Genomic DNA, 26,801 nt, shown 5'->3' with positions numbered 1-26,801 from the left:
AATGACAGATATGGGCATTACTGTGGCACTGGAAACTCTCCTCAATCGCGCCGGCTCCAATCCGGTTCTGGACTCCACCTTTAAACTCACCGAGCGCAAAGCCAAAGTAGGCACAGAGCTCTACGCCGGCTTTATCACTTTTCTGGCCATGAGCTACATTCTGGCGGTTAACCCAGCCATATTGGGTGGGATTCCCGGGATGGATAAGGGGGCGATATTTACCGCCACAGCCATCGCGGCAGCCATAGCGACTCTGATTATGGGGATCTGGGGTAACTATCCTGTGATGCTGGCTCCCGGCATGAGTATGAATGGCTTTTTCAAAGGTATGCTGCTGTCCAGTTCTGTCGCTTTGCTGTGGCACGAAGCTCTGTTTGGCATCTTTCTCTCCGGCGTGATCTACCTGATCTTTTCGCTGACCCGTATACGCAAGCAGATGATCGAGTCGATCCCCGAAGATCTCAAGCTGGCAATTACCGTATCTCTGGGCCTGTTTATCGCGTTCCTGGGGTTGAAGAATGCCGGCATCATTGTCTCCAATCCCATTATTCTGGTGAGCATGGGGGATATCAAAACCCCGCAGGTGGCCATCGCCTTTATCAGCTTATTTGTCGCAGTGGGCTGTATGGTGCGCAATGTTAAGCTGGCGACCTTTATCGCCTTTATGACCTCGATTTTGCTGACTCTGGCCAGTGACGCAGTACTGGGTACCAACTATGCGCCCATCCCGGACCAGTGGTTCTCGGCACCACCAAGCATGGCCCCCAGCTTTGGAGCCGTATTTAACTTTGAGTTTCTGACCGCTGACAAGCTGTTTGACCTGCTGTTTATCGTGATTATTTTCTTTATCGTCGACTTCTTTGATGGCCTGTCCACCATAGTGGGTGTTGGCAAGGACGCGGGTATTATCGACAAAGACGGTAAGGTGCCCAACGCCCGCGCAGCCCTGGTTGCCGACGCCGGTGGTACAGTGATTGGCAGTGTGCTGGGTACGACCTCCATCACCTGCTTCTCTGAGTCAGGCATTGCTTCAGCTCAGGGGGCAAGAACTGGACTGGCAGCGGTAGCCACGGCAGCCTTATTCCTGCTGGCGCTGTTCTGCTACCCGGTATTCTCCATGTTCTCTACCGCGATTGTGGCACCGGCCATGATAGTAGTGGGGATTTACATGGTGGGCCGCCTGGGCCAGATCCAATGGCACCAAAAGGAGTCCTGTGTCGCGGCCTTCTTCACCATAATGTTCACTATTCTCAGCTTCTCCCCTGCCAACGGCATGGCCATGGGCTTTATCAGCTATGCCTTCGCCATGCTTGTGGCAGGCAAGGGACGTCAGGTTCACCCAATCATCTATGCCCTTAGCCTGATCTTTATTGCTTATCTAGTAATGCTGTAACTCCACCTGCCGCCATCGGCAAAAATTCTGTTTAAAGGGCTGCAATTGCAGCCCTTTCTTTTTCCAGCCTTGACTACACTTTAGGTTGGCATCGGCATTGAACATGGCCGTGTGCTTGCGCTCATCAGAAAGCTTGTGAATTCATTTATATCAGGGACAGGAGCCAAACATGATGTGGTTTGGAAATAAAACTCAGGATTTAACATCACAAATCAAATCATTACCTACTGAGATTCAGTCATCTGTTGCCCTTTGTAGCCTTGATGCACAGGGCCGCATTATCGCCACCACAGACCTTATGGCGTCCTACCTGCAAACCCGTACCGACAAGCTGAGCGGCGTTTCCCTGCTGGACAAGCTTGAATCGCAAAAAGACACCAGCTGGATTGCAATGACCCGTAAATTGCCGGCCTCCTTTGAAGTCAGCCGCAACAATGCCTCATACCAACTGGATATCAGCAGCGACCCATTAAAAGGCCACTATCTGGGGGTGCTCACCCGTAAAAGCTATGCAGAGGAAAAGCAGGACGACAGCCTTGAAGACGCGGTCAACGCCTGTTTTGGTGTGGCACACTATGCCCCGGATGGCACCCTGATTTCAGCCAACCGAGGATTTGAGCAGATTACCGGCAGGGACACGCAATCAAACCGCTGCAATTTTGTCGCATTCAGTAGCCAGCCCCAGCAGGAAGCTATGTCACAGCTCTGGGCATCCCTTGTTCCAGGTGAAGCTCACCTGGATCTGCTGCAATGGCAAACTCCTGATGGCAATTGCATCTGGGTACAATCCAGCCTGATCCCGGATGTCGACGATAACCTCAATATTGTCCGGGTTCGCCAATTTGTCAGCGATATAACACAGATGGTGGAAAGCCAACAGGAGGCGGGTTGGCAACTGGGCGCCATTTCCCAGTCACAGGCCGTCATTGAGTTTGATACCAAGGGCAATATTCTTACCGCCAACAGCAATTTTCTCAGCACTATGGGATATCAGCTGACCGAGATTCAGGGGCAACACCACAGAATCTTTATGCCAGCGGAAGATGCGGCCAAACCCGACTACCAGAACTTCTGGGCGAACCTTGCCAGAGGCCAGTATTTCTCCGGTGAATTTCGCCGCAAAGACAGTCAGGGAAGAGATGTCTGGATACAGGCCTCCTATAACCCCATCAAAAATGACGACGGACAGGTCGTCAAAGTGATCAAGTTCGCTGCGGATATTACAGAGCAAAAACAGAAGAGCGTCGACTATCAGGGCAAAATCGACGCCATCAATCGCTCTCAGGCGGTGATTGAGTTCACCCCGGAGGGGCTGATCCTCACCGCCAATGACAATTTTCTTGGCGCCATGGGCTACTCAATGGAGCAGATTAAAGGCAAACACCACAGAACCTTTATGCCCGCAGAAGCTGCCGCATCCCCCGAATACCAGAAGTTTTGGGAGGATCTGGCCAGCGGCAACTTCCAACAGGGTGAATTTCGCAGAGTTAACAGTCGGGGCCAGGATATCTGGATTCAGGCATCCTACAATCCCATCCTGGACAACCAGGGCAGAGTGGTGAAAGTGGTCAAGTTTGCCACTGACATTACCGCCCAAAAGCTGAAAAATGCCGACTTTGAAGGTCAAATCAAGGCTATTGGCAGGTCCCAGGCCGTTATTGAATTTACACCGGATGGCACCATACTCGACGCCAACGATAACTTCCTGGCCGCTCTGGGCTACCGGCTCGATGAGATCAAAGGTAAGCATCACAGGACCTTTGTCAGCGAAACCGAACGGAACAGCGATGAGTACAAGCAATTCTGGGCCGATTTGGGCAAGGGCAAGTTCGCCAGTGGCGAGTTTATGCGGGTGGATAAACAGGGCAATGAAATCTGGATTCAGGCTTCTTATAATCCAATCCTGGACAATCAGGGGAAAGTGCTGAAAGTCGTAAAATATGCTTCTGATATTACCGCTCAAAAGCAAGCGGTGAAGAGCATTATGCACTCTGTCATGGCCATGTCCCGTGGCGACCTTACCTGCAAACTCCCCACTGACCTGGAAGGCGAGTTTGGCAAACTGGCCATCTCTATGAACACCCTGCTGGATGAGCTTTCCACCATGGTGACTCAAATCCGCGAAGCGTCCGAGAATGTTATGCAGGCGTCCGGAGAGATCACTCAGGCCAACACGGATCTGAGTCAAAGAACCGAAGCCCAGGCCGCTGGTCTGCAACAAACTGCTGCGGCAATGGAAAGTCTGACCAAGCTGGTGTCAGGCAATGCCGGACAGGCATCTGAAGCAACCCGGGAGTCTGACGAAATAGCCAAACGCGCCAAAGAGGGCCAATTGGTTGTGGGTAATACCATCCAGGCCATGGACAATATTCAGTCCTCCAGCAAGAGCATTGCTGACATCATTGCTGTGATTGATGAGATTGCGTTCCAGACCAATTTGCTGGCCTTGAACGCTTCAGTCGAAGCTGCCCGGGCGGGCGAGCTGGGACGGGGATTTGCCGTGGTAGCCTCTGAGGTCCGTAACCTTGCCCAGCGCAGCGCCAACTCAGCCAAGGAGATCAAGGAACTGATCAACAAGAGCGTCGACGCAGTCGACAACGGCAGCGTATTGGTCGCCCGTTCCGGAGAAACTTTCGCTCAGCTGGTTGCTGCAGTTGAAAACATTACTGTCATGGTCAACAACATAGACGAAGGCAGCCAGGAACAGGCGAAGGGGATCAATGAGATCAACACCGCGGTTTCAAATATGGACAGTATGGTGCAGCAGAATGTCTCCATGGTGGAGCAAGCCTCAGTCGCCAGTCAGTCGCTGAAGGAACAAGCTGAGAGCCTGCTTGAGCGAGTAGCCTTCTTCAGAACCGCTTCTCAAAATCAACTTCCGGGTACGGGCAATACCGTGACGCTGCGCAGAGCCGGAAGTTAATCAGGTATGTTGACAGGAGTCGGCCTGACCTCAATCTTATCAGGCCGATTTCCCTCCAGCGACAGGATAGTGAACTGCCAGTTTTGCCAGGTATAGGTATCCCCCACCTCAGGCATGCCTCCGAAACACCACATCAACATGCCGCTCAGGGTGTGGTATCCATGCTCCTGCTCATCGGGTAAAGACTCCAACTCCAATAAGTCCTTCAATACCAAAACCGGGATCATGCTGCTCATGGTCCAACTGCCATCAGCATTTCGCTCAGACCATGCACTGGTCGATGACTTATCTTTAAACTCCCCGGCCAGGGCTTCTAGCAAATCCTTATGGGTCACTATCCCCTGCAGATCGCCATATTCATCCACAACAAACACCAAGTGCTCACCACTGTGTCGGAAGAACTCAAGCAGCTGAGTACCCGTCCAGCTTTCAGGGATAAAGACAGACTTGCGGACAAAAGCCCCAAGTTCACGGGTGTCATTACCACCGTTCAACTTAAAACTCAGCAACTGCTTGGCAGATAGCACCCCAATGGGGTTATCTATATCCCCTTCAATCACAGGGAAACGTTCATGTTCACAGGAGAGCAGTTTACTGAAGTTATCATCAAGCCCTTTACTCATATCGAATGCCAGCATCTCGCTTCTCGGGGTCATCAAAGACGATACCCTGCGGTCATCCAGGTGAAATACATTGCGAACCATATCTCGCTCTCCGGCATCAATTGCACCGGCCTGGGAGCCTTCATTCACCAGAGCAAAGATATCTTCTTCGGTGACCCCCTCCTGCGCGGCGTCACCTTTCCCCAATATTCTGAGGGCTAAATCTGTAGACCAGGCCAACAGAGAGACAAAGGGTTTCGACAGGGTCGACAACAAGGTCAGGGGCCTTGCCATCAAACGGGCAAAGAACTCAGGGTTGAGCTGCGCCAGACGCTTGGGAACCAGTTCACCGACGACAATAGACAGATAAGTAATACCCAACACCACTACGGCAGTGGATGCCATGGATGCCGTTTTTTCTGCCATGCCCCACTGCACCATTTGGTCTGCGAGGGGAGCCGCCAATGCCGCTTCACCATAGATACCATTGAGCAGTCCTATGGCTGTAATACCTATTTGTACCGTTGACAGAAACCGGGTTGGCTCCTGCCCCAGCGCCATAGCAGCGGCTGCTCCTGCATCACCTTTATCCGCCAGCTTTTGAAGCCGGCCCTTTCTCGCTGAAACCAGGGCTATTTCAGACATGGCAAAGGCGCCATTGAGCAGGATTAACAGCAGCAGAATAAGTAGATCCATAGGGACTTCCAAGTGGGATAACTTTCGCCAGTCACTTTGGCTTAAGCAGACGCAAAGCTAAAGTGATTGTTTGTTTAATGTGCACCTGATAACAATTTTAGCCGCCTGAAAGCGCAGGCCGCGATTCTTGCAGTGCGCAGCCGGCCACCTCTTGCCTTTTAGCCACTGTCATAAAAGATGTTTTGCTGGAAAATCAGGTTGGTAATCCAGACTTACGGGTAATTGTCCGTACCGTAGAAGATGTGTCATAACAGCTGTTTTTCACCAGAGGGATCGATAATGAAAGTAACCGGAATGCTGAATATATTTATTGTGATAGGCATTTTACTGATGGCGCTGGGCATTTATCTGTTTACAAAAACCCAGGAATTTATCGACAGAGCCGTTCCGGTGCAGGGAGTCGTTATCGAATTGGTCGACACAGGTGAAGGCAGTATGGCCCCCGTAGTGGAGTATCGGGACGAGGCGGGCCAGCAACACATATTCAAATCCAATACCAGCTCCAAGCCGCCATCCCATGAAGAGGGCGAAACTGTTCTGGTGCTTTATGACCCATCAGCAGAAGACGCCCCCTCAACCGCTAAGATACGTTCAACTCTGCATCTTTGGGGGTTAAGTTACTTCTTTCTCGGCTTTGGAGCCCTATGGCTGCTGATAGGTGGAGGAGCCCGCATCGCCGTAGGCAGGCAGAGCTCGCGTTAAAACTCCAACAACCAGGATTTGAGCGTGCCGGCTTCATTGTTGACGGGATCTCTGACTTTCAACTGCCAGATCCCGGCCCGGCTGGTCTCTCTTGTGCCAACTGGAAAGGTACGGGTAGGCCCATCGCCATAAAACGCCTGGCCACTGTGTTTGAGCCGATATACTCTGCCAGAAGGCCCAATTAAATCCAGCTCCAGATTATCTGGGTTGGGGTGGTCAACGGCCACCTCCACCAACGCAGAATAGGCACCGCGATCTATATCCCACACCGAAGCATGACTGACCAGCCAATTGTCCCAAACCGGGTTCACGTCAGAAATCGGATATTCACTGCGGTTGCCGTACAGGATCCTGAATTCATCAAACAAAGTCAGCTGCCATCGCTTCAGCTGCCCCTGAGTTTGCACATTGTGGTTGGCAACTTCCAGACGCCACTGCCCCTGATTGGCAACATCTGAGCCTTCCGAGATAGTCACCACATAGGTTTTGCTCATTGACGCAACGCCACCATTACCCACTCTATCCTGCAGTACATAGCGGTTACCGCCAGGGCTGAACAGTGTCAGTTCAAGGTCATCAATGGCCTGATGTTCCAGTTCAACCCTGACTTCCATTTTCTTTACAGCCTCCGCACCGGGAACCTGAACAGAACTAAAGATTCTTGAATTCGTCTCCAATGTCATCGTCGTTTCATTGGAATAGGTGCCGCCAGGTGGACAATCACTGGTGCAGGGAGGAGGTGGGCAGGCGGCGCAAACGATCTCCTCCAGAGAGTAGAGAAGGCGATTCAGGGAGCCATTGGGATTTGAAATCTTATTCTCCGAAGCCCGTTCAATAAGCCCATCTCTCAGCTCAACGGGATTCAGTTCAGGGTGAGCATTGAGAGTCAGCGCCACGGCCCCTGCCACATGAGGGGAAGCCATTGAGGTTCCACTCCAGGTTGCCGTTCTGTCATTGGAACCTATCATGGCTGAGGTGATATCCACTCCCGGAGCAAAAATATCGATACAACTGCCATAGTTGGACCAACTGGCACGGGTATCATTTCGATCACTGGCCGCCACGGTAATCGCCTTGGTTGCCCCTGCGGGCGACACATTGCATGCATTGGTTGACCAGTTACCGGCAGCCACGACCACATTGATACCCGCATCTACCGCAGCATTAACCGCATCATTCAAAGACTGTGAAGACCTGAACTGCAGACTGATATTGGCCACTGAAGGCCCGGTGCGATTGTTCCTTATCCAGTTCAATGCCTGAATAACCTGAGTAGTCGTACCATAGCCGCCACAGCTGAGCACCTTCAGGCCAACAATATTGATATTTTTGGCGACTCCCCAGGTACTGCCTCCAATGGTTCCTGCAACATGAGTTCCGTGACCGTGACAGTCAGTAGCATCACTGTCATTGTCATAAAAGTCATAGCCACTGGTCGCCCTGCCACCGAAGTCATTGTGCGAATTCATGACACCCGTATCGATGACATACGCGGTCACGCCGCTGCCATCAAAATTGTAGTGATAATTACCATCTAAAGGCCGGTCACGCTGATCTATCCTGTCCAGTCCCCAAGAGGAGGTCGCCGAGGCAACAGAAACCGGTGCCGCCCGGGTGATTCTGACCGGTTCGATATACCGCACATTGGGATCCCTGCGCAGTTTACGAACCTTTCGGGGAGAAGCTCTGATTTCAACACCATTAAGAATATCGCCGAAATCACTGGATGAACTGACCCCATAACGGTTTTCAAGCACTCTGGCCTGAAGTCTGGCGTAGTCTGATACGGCACCGACTGAACGGGTATTGAGGATAGCCGGTGTTTTAAATACGACGATATAAGCGTTCTTTTCTTTTGATTTCGACGCTTTAGGTTTGGTTAGCTGGAATTCCTTTCCTTTTAAGTTCGGAGCGCTGTGAGCTGAAGATAGCCCCAGCGCTGACATTGCCAGCATGGCTGACATCAGGTATTTGTTCTGCATAATTAGCTCCTGGATCAGCTTGATCTGGCCATCGCGCCACACAATGACCAATCACCAAGCTAACATCAGTTCACTATTTGTACAGAGCAAACACCTAAATTAGCATCAAACGACAGCAGATTACTTTGCGCTCAAAGAGTTCAACTTCAATCAATAAGCCTGATCATCAGTTAAATACCCGACCGAACTCAGCCTGATCCAGGTACTTTTCAAATGCCCCCAACGCCTCGGCAACACTCGCCTCTGTCATCAACTCCTGCATGGCTACTTCGCCAACAAACCCAAATGCCATTTCAAAGGCCTGAGCCCCGCCGGTTTCAAAAGCGAGTTTGGCAGCCTCAGGACAATCCTTGGTCAGTAACCGTGTAATCAATTGACCAACATAGCGATCCGAATTGTCCGTATCCTTAGCGGTGGCATTGGAGTACTGCTTGATCGTGCTGTGGTGTGACATACCAAAGTAAATCCATTTGGCCAGCTCTTTGCGCTCCTTGCCACTCAATGAATCCGTCATGCAGGCGCCAAACTCCTGAGCAGGTGAAATAGTTTGAGCACGTGACATAGTCTGAGCACTGGTGGGAGCGGCGAGTACAGCCAATAGTGGAACAATTGCGAGGTAACTTTTCATCTTCTCTCCTTGTCAGTTGTCCTCGGTTCTCATTATCACCAAGGGCCTATCAAGCTGAATTGAAACCTCATCCTACAGGAACTTTGCCCGGAGACTCCAACCCGCTCATTCAGCTCGTCATCACAGAAGCCCTTCAACAGGATTTACCAAAACGCAATTGAGAACTATTATCAAGTAAACTGTAAGGAGGAGCAGTAATGAGTCATTTAGCCTATGTGGGAATAGATAAAGATAAGCTGGCAAAGCTGATCGCTGATGGCGTGATATGCGCCGCCGATCTGCGTTGCCTTGACCGGGATACTAAGACCTTCCTGTGGCATACCTGTCTGTGGGCCTGTAAAAACAAACTGAACTGCAGCAGATGCCAGACGCCCTGTAAGGCGGGGATGACAGGGGAGAATTATACTGAGTCAGAAGTACAGACAGTGCCGATTCAGCTGGATAACTGACTTTGGCCGATATCCGGTGGAAGTTTGCCGGCCATCCCCCCACCATAGAATTTGCTCCAGGACGAACAGTTCAGGTCGAAAGGATGGCCATAAGCAAAGTGTAGAAGCTCATATTCAGTCTGCAAACGGGTATCGGGGAGGATTTCTCCCATGAAACCCAAGTGCCTGAAATTAAACAGGCTAAAAATTGGCCTGAAACAAACTTTTGTCACCTGCCACAGATACACAGCTCAAAAATTGAGCCAGGTCAAAACATCAACAGCTCTTAATTACATACTGATTACATCTTATTTCAGTAATACAGCATTAACAGGAGCTTGATAATGAGAGCTGGCATGAAACCCGAGTTAATCGTACTGACCCTGACAACCATTGCCCTGGTTATCACACTAGTGGGTCATATCGCCATGGCCTTTATGCTGGAGTTTCACTCCCTGGGAATGCTGGCAGCCCCGGTGCCCTTTGTGCTGATGGTCATAGCAGCCGCGGCAGTACTCTACGCCTCCAGGGCAGATAAAAGCAGCCACTGAAACTGCCCAGCCCAGGCTGGTTGACACTTCGACAAATGCGCTCCAGATTGGACTGAGTGTTTTTCAAACACCAACCCATAGGAGCGCTTATGAAAAAGTTTCTAATTGTGGCAATTTTGGCTTTGTTGACAACGGCCTGTAGCAATCGTCTCAGCAATGATGAATGGAAAAATCAGGTAGAAGCCAAAGTGAAGGAGTGGCAACTTCAGTCTATTCCCAGTATCACCACTTTTACGCTGGACAGCTGGTCTTCGCTGGGAGACAGGTTCCTGATCATTAGTACCAGTCCGTTCAAGCCCTATTTGATTGAGCTTAATGCCCGCTGTCCAGGCCTCGACTTTGCCAACGCCATTTTAACGGATCAATCGACATCGACTTCACTGTCGGCCAGGTTTGACTCTATTACTCCCGGCAATAGTCCAGGTATCCCCTGCCAAATCAGCAAGATCTACCCGTTAACCAAAGACCAGGGCAAGGCGCTTAAAAGCCTTGAAAACAAAGAGTAAACGACAGGGAGCCCAGGGATGGCTCCCCCCTCTTTTCATCTATAGATTTTGTCTCCATCACAAAACACTTGTAAGCGCTTACATAGATGCGTAGGTTAATCCGCAGCTGTGAATTTTTATAACCAAAAAATGTAAGCGCTTACACTAAGGGGTGGGTCTATGATCAATACCAGGTATAAGTTGGCGGGTTTGGCAGTACTGGCAGCAGTTTCAACTCAACTTCAGGCAGAGCAGTGTCAACAACTGGTCTGGAGTGACGATTTTAACGGCAATAGCCTTGATACCAATAGTTGGGAGGCGATGCTCGGTGATGGCTGCGCCGAAGGTATCTGTGGCTGGGGCAACAACGAAGAGCAGTGGTATCTGGCAGAAAATGCCACTGTCAGTAATGGGGTTCTCTCAATCACCGCCAAACAGCAAAGAAACAGAGGCAGCAAATATTCGTCGGCGCGATTGAGAACCGCCAACATGCCTGGCAGCGGCGAATGGCTGCACGGAAGGTTTGAAGCGAAAATCAAACTGCCCGCAGGACAGGGGCTCTGGCCTGCATTCTGGATGCTGCCGACTGATCCAGCCGAAGGCTGGCCCATGAGTGGTGAGATAGACATAGTAGAATCAACAGGTCAGGCCTCCATGTTTGCCCACGGCACAATCCACTATGGTGAGCCCTGGCCCAATAATGCCTTTTCCGGCGGACATATTCTCAGCCAGCCAGGGCCATGGTCAGACGATTTCCATACCTTTGCCGTAGAGTGGGAGCCAGGTGAAATGCGCTGGTATCTGGACGATTTACTGTATTCGGTGAAAACCCCTGATGACATAGGCAACGCGGCCTGGTGGCGTTTCGACGAAAATAACTTCCACCTTATCCTTAACCTCGCCGTAGGTGGCACCTGGGGAGGAACTCCGGATGACAGTATCTTCCCGGTATCCATGGAAGTCGACCATGTCAGGGTGTTTGATTCAGGCCAACCCTATCTGATCGGCAGTAATATTGTGAGCGCGAATGAAGTTGTCAGCTTTGAAGTTGCCGGTGAGACAGGGACCGGAGGGCAATATCAGTGGCAGGTACCTCAGGGTGCCGTGATCAGTGGCTCAGGTTCCCGGGTAGATATTGATTTCAGTAATGCTCAGTCCGGTGACGTATCTGTTTCCGTCACCAACAGTTGTGGCACCCGTCAACTGACCACAGGTGTCTTCGTTGAACCACAATTGCCAACCAAGACTATGCTGGATGACTTTGATCAGCAAAGAGTGCTTAACTACACCTCCAGCAATGGGGATTTCAGCATCCAGAATGGAACTCTGGTTTATACCCGTGATGGTGCCAGTCAGTATGATGTGATCGCAGCGGATACCAATGCAATCAGTGGTGTAGAGCAACTGATAACAGGTGATTCAGCCTTCACCATCGACGTCAACAATACTGATTCCAGCTTGGTTGGAAAAACCCTGCTGATCCAATTGGAAGACAGCAGTGTCGCCACGCCGGATAACTACCCCAATGGACGCCACAGCAAATATGAAGCACAAGTTGAACACGCCAATGGCTGGCAAACACTGCGCTTTCGTTTAACCGACAGAATCGACAGCCTGGTAGGTCATGATCAGGTCAACAGCTTTATCCTGCTGATTGATCCCAATGCCTTCACTGCCGATACCTATGTAATTGATAACATAAAGCAGTTGGGGCAAAGCGGAGAAAATCAGGCACCGGTGGCAAACTTTACCAGTGACTGTAACGGACTTGGCTGTAGCTTTGACGCCAGCTCAAGCAGCGACAGTGATGGCTCGGTTACCGGTTTCCAATGGGAGTTTGGTGATGGTGCAACAGGCTCAGGTATCAATGCCAGCCACAATTACAGCGCCGCGGGGAGCTATCAGGTTACCCTCACAGTGACTGACGATCAGGGCGCGTCTGCACAAATCACCCAGAATGTCACAGTGACAGACCCGGATGCGGTAGCCGACAGCATATACGTCAGCAACGTAGTCACTGAAGCGATTGGAGCCGGTGGTGGCCAGAAGTTCGGTCAAAGCCAGGTCACAGTGCTTAACAATCTGCAGCAACCCATTGTTGGTGTCACTGTTGCAGGTAACTTCAGCGGCAGCTGGAATGAGAGCCAAATAGCTACAACCGATGCCAATGGTGTCGCCGTGCTGACAACCTCTTCTTCCCTGAAAGGCAAAGTCAGTGTGCAGTTCTGTGTTGCATCCATATCAGGAGCATCACTGCCACTGGATGAAGGAAGCAGCCAAAGCCTGTGTAACTAACTCCCGCTCAGCCGGTGCCTTTTTGGGGTACCGGCATTTTCCATTACCTTCTCTTCTTATCAAACTCCCAATCAAAGTGTGACATTTTATGTCCAACTGTTGATCTTTTAACCGCATGACACTAATTTGATATCAAAGTGATATCAACAGGAGTTGGTTATGATTCAAGAGCGACGTGGATTTTCCCTTAACGGTTATCTGATCTTTGTCATACTGATCGCCCTGCACATCAGCTTTTTGCTGGTGATCGACAGTGGCAGTGAACTGGCAGGCATTGTGGGTACTGTGCTTACAGGTTTATGTTGGCCCGGTTTCTTTATGGTGCAACCCAATCAGGCCAAGGTGATGACACTGTTTGGCAGCTATGTCGGCTCAGTGCGTGAAACCGGCCTACGCTGGACCATCCCTCTGTTTATTCGCAAAACCATCTCACTGCGGATCCGCAACTTTGAAAGTGCCAAAATCAAGGTTAACGACAATCTGGGTAATCCTATCGAGATAGCCAGTATTGTAGTCTGGTCAGTTACAGACAGTGCCGAAGCTGTGTTTGAAGTCGACAGTTACGAAAGCTATGTCAACATTCAGAGTGAAGCCGCACTGAGAAACATGGCCAGCAGCTATGCCTATGATCCCCAGGATGAAGATGGTATCGCCCTGCGCAGTCACCCCCAGCAAATTTCTGAAAAGTTGAAAGAGGAGATCCAGGATCGCCTTGGCCGCGCCGGTGTCACCGTCCATGAAGCCAGGATCAGTCACCTTGCCTACGCGCAGGAGATCGCCAGTGCCATGCTGCAACGTCAACAGGCGACGGCAATTATCGCAGCCCGCGCCAAGATAGTTGAGGGGGCTGTAGGCATGGTAGAAATGGCACTGGAACGTTTGCACGATAAAGGCGTGGTAGAGCTGGATGAAGAGCGTAAAGCCGTGATGGTCAGCAATCTACTGGTGGTACTGTGTGGCGATAAGAGCACCCAGCCCGTGGTAAATGCCGGCAGCCTGTACTGAGGTACCTATGAGTAGCAAAAAGGCCTATCCACTGCGCATCAACGCAGATGTCCTGGCAGCCATGCAACGTTGGGCTGATGACGAACTGCGCAGTGTCAATGCCCAGATTGAATATGTCCTGAGGGATGCTTTGGTCAAAAGTGGCCGGGTAAAGCTGGTGCAAAAAGTGGTCACTGAAGTCACAGAGGCCGATGCGGATAACGAGCAAGATGGAAAATAATCTCGCTCGTGCCAGCACTCAGGCACCAGAGATAAATTGCAGATTTCCCCATGAGCCGTTAGGTTTAAGCATTAATCTGCTGCGATAACAGTTATCAACAGATGATTTTCCCGGGTTTCTCACTTCCTGAAAGCCTGGGTCCATCACGGTTTGAACTGTTTGACGTTCCCGGCAGGGGTATCGGCTATGAGCTTGATTCATAGCCGCTTTACCCATGTCCGGAATGGCTGACAGCTGACCTCCCTGTTCCAGCTTCAATCCAAACCGGACATTCACAGGTAAACCTTCAGGCATTGCAAAGCCCTGATGCTTTATCCGGAATTCCAACAAGCGAACAGATGAAGAAAAATATGGAATATCGTCTCCCTCTGGAACAGATGCAGCAAAATGTCGCGTCCCACCCTGACAAAGTTTGGTTGAATCAACCCGTTAACCGCCAATGGACCAGTTACACATGGAAACAGGCCGATACTCAGGCCCGCATAATAGCCAGCGCTTTGCATGCCAATGGACTGCAACCCGGTGACAAGGTCGCCATCATAGGCAAAAACTCCGCCGAGTGGTTTATCTGTGATTTTGCCATCATGATGGCAGGCCTTATCAGTGTTCCGATTTACCCTACAGCCGGAGCCGATAATATCCGCTATGTGCTTGAGCACAGTGGTGCCAAGGCAATTTTTGTGGGCAAAATGGATAATATTCAGGCTCTGGAAGAGGCATTGCCACAGGAGCTTCTCAGCATCGCCTTCCCTTACCCTACTCTGCCTTGCAAAGCCAACTGGTTAGAGTGGCTGGAGCAATATCCTCCCATTGAAGATCTCCCTACCCCAGGACCAGATGACCTGTTTTCCATTATCTACACCTCCGGCAGCACAGGTCTGGCGAAAGGCGTACTTCTGACCCAGAAAAATGTAGCTTCCTCCGCCAAAGCTGCCGCTAATTTACTGGTCACCCGTAAGGAGGGCAGATTCATGTCCTACCTGCCACTGGCACACATCACCGAGCGTTGTGTAGTAGAGCTGCCATCTGTCTACAGCCCCAGCGGGATTTACTTTACCGAGTCGCTGGATACCTTTATCGAAGACGTTCAATACGCCAGGCCCACCAGCTTTATCTCGGTTCCCAGATTATGGACCAAGTTTCAGTCGCAAATTCTGTCCCGGGTTCCCAACAAAAAGCTGCAGCTCCTGCTCAAGCTGCCGCTGATCGGCAAGTTGGTCGCCAAAAAAATCCGAACCGCACTGGGTCTTCAGGAAGCCGACCTGTTTGGCTCAGGTAGCGCACCCATCTCTCCTGACGTGCTGCACTGGTTCAATGGCTTGGGGATCAGCATAGGGGAAGGTTGGGGCATGACAGAAACATCTGGCCTCTCCTGCTGCAACATTCCCTTTGAACTCGCCCATGTGGGAACTATCGGCACGCCACAAAGCTGCGTGGAGATGCGCTTGTCTGAAGCGGGTGAAGTACTGATTAAGGGGGACGCAGTGTTTACCTCTTACTACAACAACCCGGAAGCCACAGCCGAAGCATTTGAAGACGGCTGGTTTAAAACCGGGGATAAAGGGGAAATCACAGCCGATGGCGCCTGGAAAATTGTTGGCAGAGTCAAAGAGCAATTTAAAACCAGCAAGGGGAAGTATGTCGCTCCCGTTCCCATCGAGTCCAGTTTAGGACGCGACGCAGACATAGAGCAGGTTTGTGTAATGGGCTCGGGTCGCAAGCAACCTATCGCCCTGATTGTGCTGGGTGAAGGCGCATCCACTAACAGGCAGGAGCTGCAAAATCAACTATCAGCAACCCTGGCATCCGTTAACACCGAGCTGGAATCCCACCAAAAACTGGATCACCTTATCGTGACTCGCGAGCCCTGGACCATAGAAAATGAAATGCTGACGCCAACGCTCAAGTTAAAGCGTGATCAACTTGAAAAGAAATATGGGCACTTTCTGACTACAGGATTAAAACAGTCCATTGTCTGGGAAGAAGATATTAGCTGATATGATATCTACTGAATAAAAGGCCGGTTATCCGGCCTTTTGCTTTTCAGACTTGTATTATTTAATTATCACTATCTACTAAGACTAAAAAATAGATTAACAGTAAAGAGCTACTTATTTTTAAATACCCATAAAAATATAAACCAGTATTCCAAAACCAACCACGCCGCCCCCAAAGAAGATGCAAACCAATAATAATCAAACAATTAAGTGCAGATTGAAAATAAATTTAAACGTTTGATTGAAAACACCAACCAGCTCAGGTAAGTTCAAATAAAAAACAAACAGCAATATTTTATTTCAATGCCTATTGGCATATTCCGGGCGTAAATTAATTCGGATTTGTCTTTCACAGGGACTTGTTATGAATACCTTGCTGTTGCGCGCGGATAATTTATCCAAATTATCAGTTAAAAAACATAATGTGGCTTTTGCGCATTTTGATTGGCCCGACTCTATCCCCCATGATACCTGGTGGCAATCGCCTGAACTGCTCACACCTGCACTGACTGATCAAATTCAGAATTACAGCCAACAAGAGTTGATGGAACTCTCCCGTTGGGAGTGTATTAATTCATTCAGCCTGAATTACACTGGCGAGCTGGAACTCATTCAGGAGGTAAGCCGTATTCTGGATAAGGTGAAGCTGGATGAGGCCAGAGAGTATCTGTTTCATCTTATCGACGAAGAAAACCAGCACATGTGGTACTTCCGCAAGTTTTGTCTGGACTACGCGGGAAAGGTCTACCCCAACAAAAAATTCCAACTGGAAAAAGCCAGCCTCACTCCTGCTCAGGACCATTTTCTGGTGTTTGCCCGGATCCTCATCTTCGAAGAAGTTGGCCATTACTTTAACGTTCAGAACGCCAGAGATGACAGAGTCCATCCCTTTATCCGGGAGATCAATCAGGAACACTACCGTGATGAGTCCCGCCATATAGCCTACGGCAGACAGGTACTGGAGCACCTGGCAGCAGACGCACTGGCAGAGGAAGGCAGCGACCGGTTACTGGCGGCGCAGCTGGACAAGTCGATCGCCATTAATATCGGTGCGCTCTATAACCCAGCAGCCTATCGCGACGCTGGTATTCAAAAAGGGATGCAGATCCGTGATGTCCTGCTGAGCGATCCTGCACGAATCGACTTCCATGAGACCAAATTGCTGGGCAATTTCAAGCGCCTGATGGAACGTCTTAGCATCCCCCTTTCCTGATTATTTAAAGGCTGACTAATGAACACAGAAGAGCAGAAATTTTCTGAGCTGTGCGAGTGGCTCAGATTAAAAGTGAAGTGGCAGGACAATATCCCACTCGAGCTGGATCTGATTGAGAACAAGGTCGTTAACTCCCTTATTTTCGTGGAGTTTCTAATGATGCTGGAAGAAAGCACCGGCCTGGAAATCATCATTGATGACACGCTGCAACCCAAGGTCGCTTCTCTGGCTGCAGTCAAAACTCATTTTTTTAATCTGTGAGCAGAATTATGGACAATGCAAATCAACCCAGGGGTATGCTGGATATTCTGAAACTTCCCCTTTATGACAAGGCTGATGCCATTTTTATAACCGGTGCCACAGGGTTTCTCGGCGGCCATTACCTCTATTGGAAACTCCATACCCAGGGCAAAGTGTACGTGCTTGCCAGAGGGGAAGATGATGCTCAGGCCCGAGCCAGAGTCTGTGCCAACCTGTCAGCCTGCGCCCACAGCTACAATCTGCCAGATATTCCCGAATCAATACTGAATGAACGCCTGATCTGCGTGCGGGGGGATCTGAAACAACCCGGACTGGGTCTGGAGCCATCCCAGTTGCAGAACCTGAGGCAAGCCGGGATCGGTGAAATTTGGCACTTTGCTGCCAGCCTGTCTTTTCGCTGGGAAGACAAGGACAAAATAGACGCGACCAATATCCGGGGCACAGAGCATCTGCTCACCCTCTGCAGTCAAATCGCGGCCAGGCGTTTTATTTACATCTCCACCGCCTACACAGCCGGTAAGCAGAGCGGAATCATTCCGGAGGCACTGCACAGTGACAGCCTGGGATTCACCAATTATTACGAACAGAGTAAATGGGCAGCGGAGCAACTGATCAGCAGCTACACCCAAGCCAGAGGTATTGACTGCACCATAGTTCGCCCCGCCATTATTCTGGGGCCCGAATTAACCCAGTGCAGTGGCGGCACCCGCTTTGGTCTCTATGGTCTGTTCCAGGAAATGCACCAGATGCGCGACACCCTGTCTCAGGTAAAGCGCAAGCTCAGATTAGTCGGACATCCAGAGGCTGTAGGCAACTTTATTCCTGTGGATCAGGTAGTGCTGGATTTGCTCTATCTCAGATCAATCAACTTTGGTGATCAGCAGGTTTATCACTCGGTGAACTCCCGGGATATCAAGGTGTTTGATGTCATCAAACTGTGTGAGCAGCACAATGGCCTCGACTGTATGGAACTGGTTGTCGAGCGTGAGGGGAAAGTCTCATCCTTTGAATCTCTGTTCGACAGTAAAACCCGCTTTTATGAGGGCTATTACGGCACCATCAAACGGTTTGACCGGGCGCTTCCTCCCCATAAACCCATGACATTGTCCAGCATAGAGAACTTTATTCGCCTGTTCGCCGATGAGCTGGACGCCCAGGCCAAAGGCCAACAAATGCGTCGTCATCAAATCAGCAGTTGGGATGATGAGGTACTGACGGTTCACAGCCTGGGATCGCCGGACAATCCCGCCATCATTATCGCCAACGCCTATGGTATGCCGGTGGATTTTGTTACCCCTTTGGCACGCAGACTCAGCAAATCCCACTTCGTACTCACCTGGGATACCCGCTGGGTACCGGCACTGACCAGAGAGTTTGAAGCGGATAAATGCAACTCACTGACCCACGCCAAAGATGTGATTGCCATTATGGATGAGTTCAGTCTGCCAACGGCCGCTATCACAGGGTGGAGCAGTGGCGTCCAGACCTGTCTGCGAGCCCTGCATGAATATCCCCACAGATTAAGCTGCGGAATCTTACTCAATGGCGGCGTTTCACTTCGTCAGCCAGACCTGCCTGTGAGTCAATTTGAAGAGAACCTTAAGTCTCTGCTGCCCAAAATCAGCGCCAACCGCCGAATGGCAGAGTTCTATTGCCAGTTAATCTACGGCAACCTCGATGCTGATAAAGCAGATGAAAAGGCCATCGATTCAGTGCTCACAAGTACAGATCCTCATCTGCTCTATATGACCAGTATGCCGTTTCGCAATGCAGAGTCTTTGTATCGGTATGCCAATATGATGCACACCATGTTCAACGAGCGGGAAGATGCCTTTACCCGGGGTATCAAGGCCCCGGTGATGGTACTGGGCTGTGAACAGGATGAAGTCACTCATCCCGAACTTGCCAGAGCGCTGGCCAACCGTCTGCCCAGAGGAGAGCTGGTTATGCTCAGCGACGCCGGCCACTTCGCCCAATACTATGATGCCGGAATCGCTGAGATGCTGGCGGAGTTTGCCATACGCAGTCAGCCCCACGACGAGCCGATATTATGTCAGAACTGATCCAGGCGCTTCGACTCTGTGCCCAGCGCTATGCCGAGCGGCCAGCGCTGTGGGCAAGCAGTCGTCACTACAGTTACAGCGACCTGTTTTCCAGTGCAGAAAGCACGGCCTCGAGACTGCAGCGGATGCAACCGGAAAACGGCGTACTGGTACTGGCGAAAAAGAGCTTTGAAGGTTTCAGCGCCATACTGGCCTGCTTTCTATCGGGTGCAACATACATCCCCCTCAATGACAGTTTCCCCGACAGCAAACTGGCCAGCATAGTACAACGCAGTGGCAGTACTATGCTGCTGGTCGACCCAGAGTGTGCCGACAGGCTGAAGAGTCTGCTGCCCCATATAGATACACAGCTTAAGATAATGTGCAGTGAACATATTGAGCTGGATACCGGGAATCACAGCCTGATAACCCGAAGCAGCCTCTCAGCAGCAGGTTTCCCCTCCCACTCAGGCTCAGGCCCTGCACCTGAGGCCAGCCCTGCATACCTGATGTTTACCTCCGGCAGCACAGGTCAACCCAAGGGAGTGCCTGTATCTGAGCAGAACCTGCTGAGCTATCTGAACCATATCCACAGACTTTATGACTTCAACGAGTACGACAGACACAGTCAGTTTTTCGAGTTCACCTTCGATCTGTCCATCCATGACTTACTGGTGTGCTGGACCTCCGGCGGATGCTTGTACGCTGCTGATGAGTTCGCCCGTTTAATGCCAATCCATTTCGCCCGCAAACACCGACTGACAGTCTGGTTCTCTGTCCCCTCGCTGATAAGTCATGCTCAGGCAGTATTGAAACAACAGTTCCACCAGCTGTCACTGCCGTCCCTGCGTTACACCCTGCTGTGTGGCGAGGCTCTGCCTGCGCGCCTGGCGCTCGATTGGCTGACGCTGGCGCCCAATACTCTGATGGATAATTTGTATGGTCCGACTGAAGCCACCATTGCCTTCACCCGTCAGAGGGTGAATCCGGTGGCCCACAGTCAGCTTCAAATTGTACCTATCGGCAAACCCTTCGGTGCCAACAGGGTTGAGGTTGTCGACGACAATAACCGGCCAGTGGCAAATGGGGAAACGGGGCAGCTGGCGTTAATCGGCCCTCAGATTGCAACCGGCTATTGGCAAGATGACACCACCACAGCAAAGAGTTTTATCAAATTGCAGGCAGCAAACCAGAACCCATGCACAGCGTACCTGACAGGGGATCTGGTACACAAAGACAAAGTTGGAGACCTGCATTTCCACGGCAGAATGGATCATCAAATCAAAATCAGGGGCTACCGGGTTGAACTGCAGGAGATTGAAACAGCAATTTCCAGAATTACTGATATTGCCAGGATAACTGTGACACCTTATCCACTGGGAGAAGACGGAGAAGTGTTGGGCTTGATTGCCTTTTATCTGGATACAGGGTTAACTGAACTGGAGGTATTGAATTGCTGTCGCCAACAACTGCCGGACTACATGGTCCCTGACAGAGCATCTTGTCTGGCAGAGTTTCCCCTCAATGCCAATGGCAAAACCGATCGCCACGCCCTGCTGACAATTGCCCGGGAGATGGATCAAACCCATGACATCTGAAAAGCCCTGTATCCTGTGCCAAATCAACAGTGATGATTTGCCTCACCATGAGCTGTTAACCGGCTCAGGCTTTAAAGTGGTGCTGGATATCAATCCCATCACCGCAGGGCATCTGTTGATTATCAGTCGCAGCCATCAGGCTCATCTGGGTAGCCTTCCACCGGAAGAAAGCCGCGAGCTGTTGGCGCTCACCAACCAGTTAAGCACCGTGATTACCCGCGTCATGCCGGATATCACAGATACCAATATCATCATCAACAATGGACCCGCGTCAGGTCAGCATATCGCTCACGTTCATGTGCATATAATTCCGAGACGCAAGGGCGATACCCTGGGCTTTTACTGGCGCCTGCTCACCCGCTTTTTCAATCCATTTAGCTCTTTGGGTAAAGCCTCTTCCTTGAAACAGGTACAGAGTCTTTGGCTCGATGCCATAGATAAAGAATTGATTTAGTTTTTGCGTGTTATCGAAGCGTTATTTGGCGCCGTCTCCACCCTATCAGTACAAATATTCCCACTACCCAGGACCAATTCAAGGAGCCAGAGCCGTAGTCAACTCTAAGTTCATGCGGGGGATAACGATACACTTGCAACCTGTCATTAATACCATCATTGTTGGCATCGTCATTCTCATCCTCATCAGGAATTCCATCATTATCAGAGTCCGGATCTAGAAAGTTTGGGATCCCATCACGGTCCGTATCGTCGATGCCTTCAATCTGATCAGGGATACAGTCGCCATCGCTATCCAGATCCATAAAGTTCAGGATCCCATCCTGATCAACGTCTCCCATATCGCTGATAGTCCCTGCAGCAACGGCATCATCATCTATTCCATCCTGATCAACGTCCTCCCCCAGGGTTATCAGAACATCGATTGCGTCATCCACTCCGTTCAAATTAGCGTCGATACCAGCTAAATCCGCCAGCAACTGTTCGACTGAGTCAGGAATGGTGTCGCCATCTGTATCGATATCTCTCTGATTTGATGTACCGTTTTCATTTGTATCCTGGGGCTTAAATCTATCTGCGATACCATCGTTATCATCATCAAGGCCCCCGACAGCATCAATATCCCAGGCATCATCGATTCCATCCAGGTCGGAATCTAAACCCAATGCAGACGGTAATCGATTATCAAAGGTATCTGACAGCCCATCGTTGTCACTGTCCCGGTCCAAATAATCTGGCACATTGTCCTGATCAGTGTCTTCCAGGCCTTCAACAAGATCGGACAGCCCATCATTGTCATTGTCCAGATCCAGCGCAATGGGAACACCATCACCATCAGGATCAGTCGCTGCAGCAGTGCCAAACCTATCGGGGGCATTGTCCCAGGCGTCATCAATGCCATCAAAGTCCCGGTCTGCAGACTGGTCTATGCGCCCATCTGTATTGTCATCCAGCAAGTGAGCAGAGATTGAAACAATGTCAAAAATGCCGTCATTATCACTATCCAGATCATAAAAGTCGTGAACGCCATCAGAATCGGAATCAAGGGGGAAGACGATCAGTCCATTGGCTGCGTCGACCAGACCATCCTGATTAATATCCACTCCACCAGCTTCTACCACATCAGGAATACCATCATTGTCACTGTCCAAGTCCCGGTGATCGGCAATACCATCACCATCACTGTCTCGCATATGGATTTCACCCTGCAGTAGAACAGTCATTTTCCCGTCAGCCCTGCCAGCAGCTTCCGCTGTATCTATCAGTCCGTCATTATCAGCGTCCAGGTCCCGATAATCCTGCAAGCCATCAGAGTCTGTATCCTGCTCACGCATGTGGGTATCACTGATGCCGTCCAAATCCGCATCCAGAAAGCCGGTATAATCGATGTCAAAGCTGTCATCTATCCCATCCGTGTCCAGATCCTGCCCCAGGGTGTTATCTGTATCATATGGGTCAGCAATACCATCTCCATCTGCATCCAACCTGGCACTGCTGGCTTCAAGGTAATCAGAAATCCTGTCATCATCTGAGTCTGTATCCAGATAGTCAGGAGAACCGTCCTTATCTGAGTCCCGGGCTGTCACATTGTCGTCAATTCCATCCCCATTAACATCGACGCCCAAGGTTTGATCAGTATCCAACCGATCATCAATGCCGTCAGCATCTGCATCTATGCCACTTAAATCAGCTTCATAGCCATCCAGTAAACCATCATTATCTGAGTCAATATCCAGGTAATTGGCAACGCCATCTTTATCCCAGTCCTGCGGCCCCTCAATAATGTCTGGAATGCCATCTCTGTCTTCGTCCAAACTGATATCCAGATAGTCTGGAATCCCATCACCATCAGAGTCGGTCAGCCCCTCCTTTTCGTCCGGAATACCGTCATTGTCTGAGTCAGTATCCCGATAGTCGGGTATGCCATCACCATCACTGTCCCCGGTTCCCTCGGTCAGATCGTCAATACCATCGCCATCATCATCCGCATCCTGATTATCCGGGATCCCGTCACCATCAAGATCACCCAGTACAACCAAGGTCACCACTGCCGTGTTGGAGTCCAACTCACCGTCATTCGCAATAAAGTTGAAACTGTCGCTCCCCGAAAAGTTGGCATCAGGTGTGTAGGTCAGGTTGGCTTCACTTCCGGATAATACTCCCTGCTCAGGGTAAGAGGTCAGGAGATAGCTTAGTGATTGCCCCTCTGGATCCGAGGCCCCCAACAGAATATCGACAGCAGTGCCCTGAACCAGCTCCAGCGTCTGGCTGTTGGCCACTGGCGCATCATTCTTTTCCACGACGTTGATGCTAATCATTGCCGTATTTGAATCTCCGCTGCCATCATTCACTTTAAAGCTGAAGCTGTCAGCGCCGTTGTAATCTGCATTAGGGGTATAGCTGAAGTTGGGGATAGTGCCGGTTAACACCCCGTTTGAAGGCGAGCTCACCAGGCTGTAGGTCAGGTTGTCACCATCCACATCTGCGCCACTCAGGGTAATGGCTTTGGCAATGTCCTCGGTGACGGTTACGCTCTGAGCATTGGCCGTAGGCAGGTCGTTCACTGCTGCAATCGTCAGGGTCACTGTTGCCGCAGCAGAGTCCTCAGTGCCGTCATTCACCTTAAAGGTAAAGCTGTCAGCGCCATTAAAGTCAGCATCAGGGGTATAGGTAATATTGGGCAATGTCCCACTGAGAGTCCCATCAGCAGGAGAGCTGACAATACTGTATGTCAGCGTATCGCCATCTGAATCGGAGGATGTAAGCGTAATCACCCGGGCAACATCTTCTGTTACCGCCACACTTTGCGCGTCAGCAACAGGCGCATCATTTACGGCGTTAACCGTAATGGACACAATTGCTGTGCCCGAGTCACCTGTGCCGTCATTCACCTTAAAAGTGAAGCTGTCAGCGCCGTTGTAATCCGCGTTAGGGGTATAACTGAGATTGGGGATAGTGCCGGTTAACACACCGTTTGAAGGCGAACTCACCAGACTGTAAGTCAGACTATCACCATCTACATCGGTACCATTCAAAGTAATGGCTTTAGTTATGTCCTCAGTCACCGTCACGCTTTGGCGGATGGCAGTGGGCAGGTCATTTACCGCATTCACTGTCAGTGACACTGTAGCAGCTGTCGAGTCCAGCGCTCCATCGTTAACCTTAAAAGTGAAGCTATCTGCGCCGTTAAAATCCGCATTGGCTGTATAAGTAAGATTGGGTGGGGTGCCGCTCAAAACTCCACTGGCAGGAGAGCTGACGATGCTGTAGCTCAAACTGCTGCCCTCTATGTCAGTACCTGTCAGGGTAACACCAGAGCTTATATCTTCAGTTACAGTCACGCTTTGTGCGTTTGCAACAGGTTGGTCATTAACTGAGTCGATATTGAGAAGAACAGTTCCCGAATAGGTATCAGCAGTATTATTGCTGATTTTAAAAGTAAAACTATCTGCTCCATAGTAGTGGCTGACCGGCGTGTAAGTGATGAGTTCACCGTTAAGTACAGCACTCCCCTGAGCAGGGTTTTGCACTGAAAAGAGGGACTGACTATATCCATCAGCCAACAAGCCGGACGAGTGAATATAGAGAATAGAATCTTCATTTATCGTGACTGGAAAGGTCGCGGTAACAACCAGATCGTATAATGCGCCTTCAGCATTATTTAGCTTTACGTTTTGCCAATCAATCACAGGAATCTGGCTGCCGGATGCATAGGCACTGCCATTGGCAACCAAAGACCCTGTACTGTAGGTTGCAATGTAATAACCTGAGATTAGATTCAGGTTGGTCGTTATATCAAAGTCTCCGGAGCCGCCCGCCACATAACTCAGGATTTTGTTACCGCTTGCGTCTACGCGGGCAAGATAGACACTCTGGTCACTGCCGTTAGCCGCAGAGTCCTGTCCAACGTATGAAATAATGTAGGCACCATCATCTCCTACCGCCTCGATATCAAAGCCCAGTGTATTGACTGATGCGTTTTCCCCTTCATATGTGAGCTGTGGACCATCCAGGCTGCCGTCCACATTATATTTCTGGGTATGCACATCGTAATTCCCCCCAGTGACACTCGCCCAGGCAATGACATAGTCTCCCTCACTGCCAACCCCAACCACTTTTCCCGGCCCATGACCACCACTGGCCATAAACTTGCCTACGGGAATGTCTTTTACTCCGTCTGCATCAAAATGCTGGATATAAGTATGCCACTGAGAAGATTCTATGCCCCGCCATATAACAACAAACTCCCCTGCGGAGCCTACTGCTGCAATTGAAGGCATGTCATTGGAGCTGGTGCCTGCAAGAGATAGTGTTTGCGTTGAATTGGCTTCGGGAACATTGGTAGTACCATCAACCAAGGCCATTTTAACTACACCACCACTTGCTCCAACTATGGCATATAAGTCATCGCTTCCTATGCTGACGACATTGGTTTCATAATCGCCAACGCCATCTGTACCACCAATATTCAGAGTCTGAGTGTTGCCAATTTTCTGAGCGCTGGAAGACAGCAATACAGTATTGGTAGCGGTACTGGTCGCCCCCTGAGCCCAGGAAACCACGTAATTACCATTGTCCAGCACGGTAACTTCGGCTTTAGCCTCGATGGGGTAACCATTGGTATTGGCAGAAATAGCTCCAATAACCTGAGCCCCCCCGACTTTATCGCCATTCTCGTCAAGAGGTTGCATATACAGATTAAAGCTATTGGCCCAAACAATGACACTTGTTGTTCCTGAGTGAGCCGAAGTAACGCTTCTCAAGGCTGAACTACCCAGATCAATTTCAGGACCGACAGTCGCTCCGCCATGGGCGCTGGGATCCGCGTAAACAACCTGAGCATAGGAGTGAGTATTCAAAGTGGCGGAGTTGTTGTATCCAGTCCAGGTGACCAGAAGGTCTCCATCATCATTTAACTGAATAATCTGAGGAGACTCTATTTTATCTCTTGAGCCAAGTGTTAGCGCACTGCCACTCTGTGTTCCATCTGCATTGAACTTCTGTAAAGCAACCTTATTCTCGCCATAAATATCCCATGCACGCCATACCAGGGTATAACTGCCATCAGACTGAACAGCACCAAGGTAGGCAGTATCATCCGGGGTTGTGGTACCAAATCCCTCCAGTTTGGAGGCCTCCGAAGTGGGACCTGTATAGCCCGTAGCAACAGCTCCGGCGTCAGAATAGTCTGTTGCGTGTGACAAAGGGAGAAGGTGAGAGTAAGCCACTATCGTAGCAAACACGGCAAACAGGCGGGTCGATGTTTTTCGCGTAGCAATCCTAACCATTCTTTTCCCACACTATGTATCGGAGTTCAGGTGATCATG

General features: G+C 50.4%; 20 protein-coding genes. 15 read left to right on the top strand and 5 right to left on the bottom strand.

What is annotated here, in order from left to right:
- The first annotated feature begins 22 nt into the window (after positions 1–22).
- Together ACFOE0_RS01380 and ACFOE0_RS01375 are read left to right on the top strand one after the other, a co-directional pair.
- Entirely contained in the window at positions 23–1,393 is a 1,371-nt protein-coding gene (locus tag ACFOE0_RS01380; protein ID WP_248936626.1) for an NCS2 family permease, read from the top strand.
- A gap of 169 nt (positions 1,394–1,562) precedes the next feature.
- Positions 1,563–4,316: a methyl-accepting chemotaxis protein gene (locus ACFOE0_RS01375; protein WP_248936625.1), complete on the top strand. Its 2,754-nt coding sequence runs from the start codon at positions 1,563–1,565 to the stop codon at positions 4,314–4,316.
- Here the strand turns inward: ACFOE0_RS01375 and ACFOE0_RS01370 are convergent.
- Positions 4,313–5,614 (bottom strand): hemolysin family protein, encoded by a 1,302-nt coding sequence (locus tag ACFOE0_RS01370; protein WP_248936624.1) that lies wholly within the window; start codon positions 5,612–5,614, stop codon positions 4,313–4,315. The two genes, ACFOE0_RS01375 and ACFOE0_RS01370, sit on opposite strands and share 4 nt — an antisense overlap.
- 279 nt (positions 5,615–5,893) lie before the next feature.
- On the opposite strand from ACFOE0_RS01370, the gene ACFOE0_RS01365 reads away from it, so the two are divergent.
- Positions 5,894–6,316 carry a DUF3592 domain-containing protein gene (locus ACFOE0_RS01365; protein ID WP_248936623.1) on the top strand — a complete coding sequence of 141 codons (423 nt, stop codon included), beginning with the start codon at positions 5,894–5,896 and terminating at the stop codon, positions 6,314–6,316.
- Here ACFOE0_RS01365 and ACFOE0_RS01360 read toward each other — a convergent pair.
- Both ACFOE0_RS01360 and ACFOE0_RS01355 read right to left on the bottom strand, forming a co-directional pair.
- Positions 6,313–8,298: a S8 family serine peptidase gene (locus ACFOE0_RS01360; protein WP_248936622.1), complete on the bottom strand. Its 1,986-nt coding sequence runs from the start codon at positions 8,296–8,298 to the stop codon at positions 6,313–6,315. The two genes, ACFOE0_RS01365 and ACFOE0_RS01360, sit on opposite strands and share 4 nt — an antisense overlap.
- A gap of 166 nt (positions 8,299–8,464) precedes the next feature.
- The gene (locus tag ACFOE0_RS01355; RefSeq protein WP_248936621.1) at positions 8,465–8,926 is read right to left on the bottom strand and encodes a hypothetical protein; all 462 of its coding nucleotides are present in this window, start codon (positions 8,924–8,926) and stop codon (positions 8,465–8,467) included.
- A gap of 197 nt (positions 8,927–9,123) precedes the next feature.
- Between ACFOE0_RS01355 and ACFOE0_RS01350 the strand changes: the two genes are divergently transcribed.
- The 6 genes from ACFOE0_RS01350 (at position 9,124) to ACFOE0_RS01325 (ending at position 13,910) form a co-directional block, all read left to right on the top strand.
- Positions 9,124–9,375: a hypothetical protein gene (locus ACFOE0_RS01350; protein ID WP_248936620.1), complete on the top strand. Its 252-nt coding sequence runs from the start codon at positions 9,124–9,126 to the stop codon at positions 9,373–9,375.
- 335 nt (positions 9,376–9,710) lie between these two features.
- The gene (locus tag ACFOE0_RS01345; protein WP_248936619.1) at positions 9,711–9,905 is read left to right on the top strand and encodes a hypothetical protein; all 195 of its coding nucleotides are present in this window, start codon (positions 9,711–9,713) and stop codon (positions 9,903–9,905) included.
- An 89-nt stretch (positions 9,906–9,994) separates the two neighbouring features.
- A complete protein-coding gene (locus ACFOE0_RS01340) occupies positions 9,995–10,411 on the top strand; it encodes a DUF6491 family protein (protein WP_248936618.1) in 417 nt (138 codons plus the stop codon).
- Between the two features lie 159 nt (positions 10,412–10,570).
- Positions 10,571–12,685 (top strand): PKD domain-containing protein, encoded by a 2,115-nt coding sequence (locus tag ACFOE0_RS01335; protein ID WP_248936617.1) that lies wholly within the window; start codon positions 10,571–10,573, stop codon positions 12,683–12,685.
- A 159-nt stretch (positions 12,686–12,844) separates the two neighbouring features.
- Entirely contained in the window at positions 12,845–13,690 is an 846-nt protein-coding gene (locus tag ACFOE0_RS01330; RefSeq protein WP_248936616.1) for an SPFH domain-containing protein, read from the top strand.
- A 7-nt stretch (positions 13,691–13,697) separates the two neighbouring features.
- On the top strand, positions 13,698–13,910 hold the full coding sequence (locus ACFOE0_RS01325; protein WP_248936615.1) for a hypothetical protein: 213 nt from the start codon (positions 13,698–13,700) through the stop codon (positions 13,908–13,910).
- A gap of 18 nt (positions 13,911–13,928) precedes the next feature.
- On the opposite strand, the gene ACFOE0_RS01320 is transcribed toward ACFOE0_RS01325, so the two are convergent.
- Positions 13,929–14,204 carry a hypothetical protein gene (locus ACFOE0_RS01320; RefSeq protein ID WP_248936614.1) on the bottom strand — a complete coding sequence of 92 codons (276 nt, stop codon included), beginning with the start codon at positions 14,202–14,204 and terminating at the stop codon, positions 13,929–13,931.
- A 56-nt stretch (positions 14,205–14,260) separates the two neighbouring features.
- Here ACFOE0_RS01320 and ACFOE0_RS01315 point away from each other — a divergent pair, with 56 nt between their 5' ends.
- The 6 genes from ACFOE0_RS01315 to ACFOE0_RS01290 all read left to right on the top strand — a co-directional run bounded on the left by ACFOE0_RS01315 (position 14,261) and on the right by ACFOE0_RS01290 (position 21,475).
- On the top strand, positions 14,261–15,907 hold the full coding sequence (locus ACFOE0_RS01315) for an AMP-binding protein (RefSeq protein ID WP_248936613.1): 1,647 nt from the start codon (positions 14,261–14,263) through the stop codon (positions 15,905–15,907).
- 364 nt (positions 15,908–16,271) lie between these two features.
- On the top strand, positions 16,272–17,120 hold the full coding sequence (locus ACFOE0_RS01310) for a diiron oxygenase (RefSeq protein WP_283106479.1): 849 nt from the start codon (positions 16,272–16,274) through the stop codon (positions 17,118–17,120).
- Between the two features lie 18 nt (positions 17,121–17,138).
- Positions 17,139–17,381, top strand: a complete 243-nt coding sequence (locus ACFOE0_RS01305; protein ID WP_248936611.1) for a hypothetical protein — start codon at positions 17,139–17,141, stop codon at positions 17,379–17,381.
- A gap of 8 nt (positions 17,382–17,389) precedes the next feature.
- A complete protein-coding gene (locus ACFOE0_RS01300; protein ID WP_248936610.1) occupies positions 17,390–19,444 on the top strand; it encodes an alpha/beta fold hydrolase in 2,055 nt (684 codons plus the stop codon).
- Positions 19,432–21,021, top strand: coding sequence for an amino acid adenylation domain-containing protein (locus ACFOE0_RS01295; protein WP_248936609.1), 1,590 nt, complete (start codon positions 19,432–19,434; stop codon positions 21,019–21,021). The genes ACFOE0_RS01300 and ACFOE0_RS01295 overlap by 13 nt, the downstream gene beginning before the upstream one ends.
- Entirely contained in the window at positions 21,011–21,475 is a 465-nt protein-coding gene (locus ACFOE0_RS01290; RefSeq protein ID WP_248936608.1) for an HIT family protein, read from the top strand. Before ACFOE0_RS01295 ends, ACFOE0_RS01290 begins: the two co-directional genes overlap by 11 nt.
- 10 nt (positions 21,476–21,485) lie before the next feature.
- On the opposite strand, the gene ACFOE0_RS01285 is transcribed toward ACFOE0_RS01290, so the two are convergent.
- Positions 21,486–26,762 carry a tandem-95 repeat protein gene (locus tag ACFOE0_RS01285; RefSeq protein WP_248936607.1) on the bottom strand — a complete coding sequence of 1,759 codons (5,277 nt, stop codon included), beginning with the start codon at positions 26,760–26,762 and terminating at the stop codon, positions 21,486–21,488.
- Positions 26,763–26,801 lie beyond the last annotated feature (39 nt).

The organism is Shewanella submarina, from assembly GCF_042646185.1.
Classification (GTDB): Bacteria; Pseudomonadota; Gammaproteobacteria; order Enterobacterales; family Shewanellaceae; genus Shewanella; species Shewanella corallii.
Note: the sequence above shows the minus strand (reverse complement) of the source record. Positions and strands in the feature narration are given on the sequence as shown.

Excerpts from the sequence above, each read along its gene's own strand:
- ACFOE0_RS01320 (WP_248936614.1), bottom strand. The coding sequence starts at position 14,204 with ATGCCTGAAGGTTTACCTGTGAATGTCCGGTTTGGATTGAAGCTGGAA.
- ACFOE0_RS01285 (WP_248936607.1), bottom strand. The coding sequence starts at position 26,762 with ATGGTTAGGATTGCTACGCGAAAAACATCGACCCGCCTGTTTGCCGTG.
- ACFOE0_RS01340 (WP_248936618.1), top strand. The coding sequence starts at position 9,995 with ATGAAAAAGTTTCTAATTGTGGCAATTTTGGCTTTGTTGACAACGGCC.
- ACFOE0_RS01335 (WP_248936617.1), top strand. The coding sequence starts at position 10,571 with ATGATCAATACCAGGTATAAGTTGGCGGGTTTGGCAGTACTGGCAGCA.
- ACFOE0_RS01330 (WP_248936616.1), top strand. The coding sequence starts at position 12,845 with ATGATTCAAGAGCGACGTGGATTTTCCCTTAACGGTTATCTGATCTTT.
- ACFOE0_RS01365 (WP_248936623.1), top strand. The coding sequence starts at position 5,894 with ATGAAAGTAACCGGAATGCTGAATATATTTATTGTGATAGGCATTTTA.
- ACFOE0_RS01315 (WP_248936613.1), top strand. The coding sequence starts at position 14,261 with ATGGAATATCGTCTCCCTCTGGAACAGATGCAGCAAAATGTCGCGTCC.
- ACFOE0_RS01325 (WP_248936615.1), top strand. The coding sequence starts at position 13,698 with ATGAGTAGCAAAAAGGCCTATCCACTGCGCATCAACGCAGATGTCCTG.
- ACFOE0_RS01290 (WP_248936608.1), top strand. The coding sequence starts at position 21,011 with ATGACATCTGAAAAGCCCTGTATCCTGTGCCAAATCAACAGTGATGAT.
- ACFOE0_RS01310 (WP_283106479.1), top strand. The coding sequence starts at position 16,272 with ATGAATACCTTGCTGTTGCGCGCGGATAATTTATCCAAATTATCAGTT.
- ACFOE0_RS01295 (WP_248936609.1), top strand. The coding sequence starts at position 19,432 with ATGTCAGAACTGATCCAGGCGCTTCGACTCTGTGCCCAGCGCTATGCC.
- ACFOE0_RS01360 (WP_248936622.1), bottom strand. The coding sequence starts at position 8,298 with ATGCAGAACAAATACCTGATGTCAGCCATGCTGGCAATGTCAGCGCTG.
- ACFOE0_RS01345 (WP_248936619.1), top strand. The coding sequence starts at position 9,711 with ATGAAACCCGAGTTAATCGTACTGACCCTGACAACCATTGCCCTGGTT.
- ACFOE0_RS01375 (WP_248936625.1), top strand. The coding sequence starts at position 1,563 with ATGATGTGGTTTGGAAATAAAACTCAGGATTTAACATCACAAATCAAA.
- ACFOE0_RS01355 (WP_248936621.1), bottom strand. The coding sequence starts at position 8,926 with ATGAAAAGTTACCTCGCAATTGTTCCACTATTGGCTGTACTCGCCGCT.
- ACFOE0_RS01305 (WP_248936611.1), top strand. The coding sequence starts at position 17,139 with ATGAACACAGAAGAGCAGAAATTTTCTGAGCTGTGCGAGTGGCTCAGA.
- ACFOE0_RS01300 (WP_248936610.1), top strand. The coding sequence starts at position 17,390 with ATGGACAATGCAAATCAACCCAGGGGTATGCTGGATATTCTGAAACTT.
- ACFOE0_RS01370 (WP_248936624.1), bottom strand. The coding sequence starts at position 5,614 with ATGGATCTACTTATTCTGCTGCTGTTAATCCTGCTCAATGGCGCCTTT.
- ACFOE0_RS01350 (WP_248936620.1), top strand. The coding sequence starts at position 9,124 with ATGAGTCATTTAGCCTATGTGGGAATAGATAAAGATAAGCTGGCAAAG.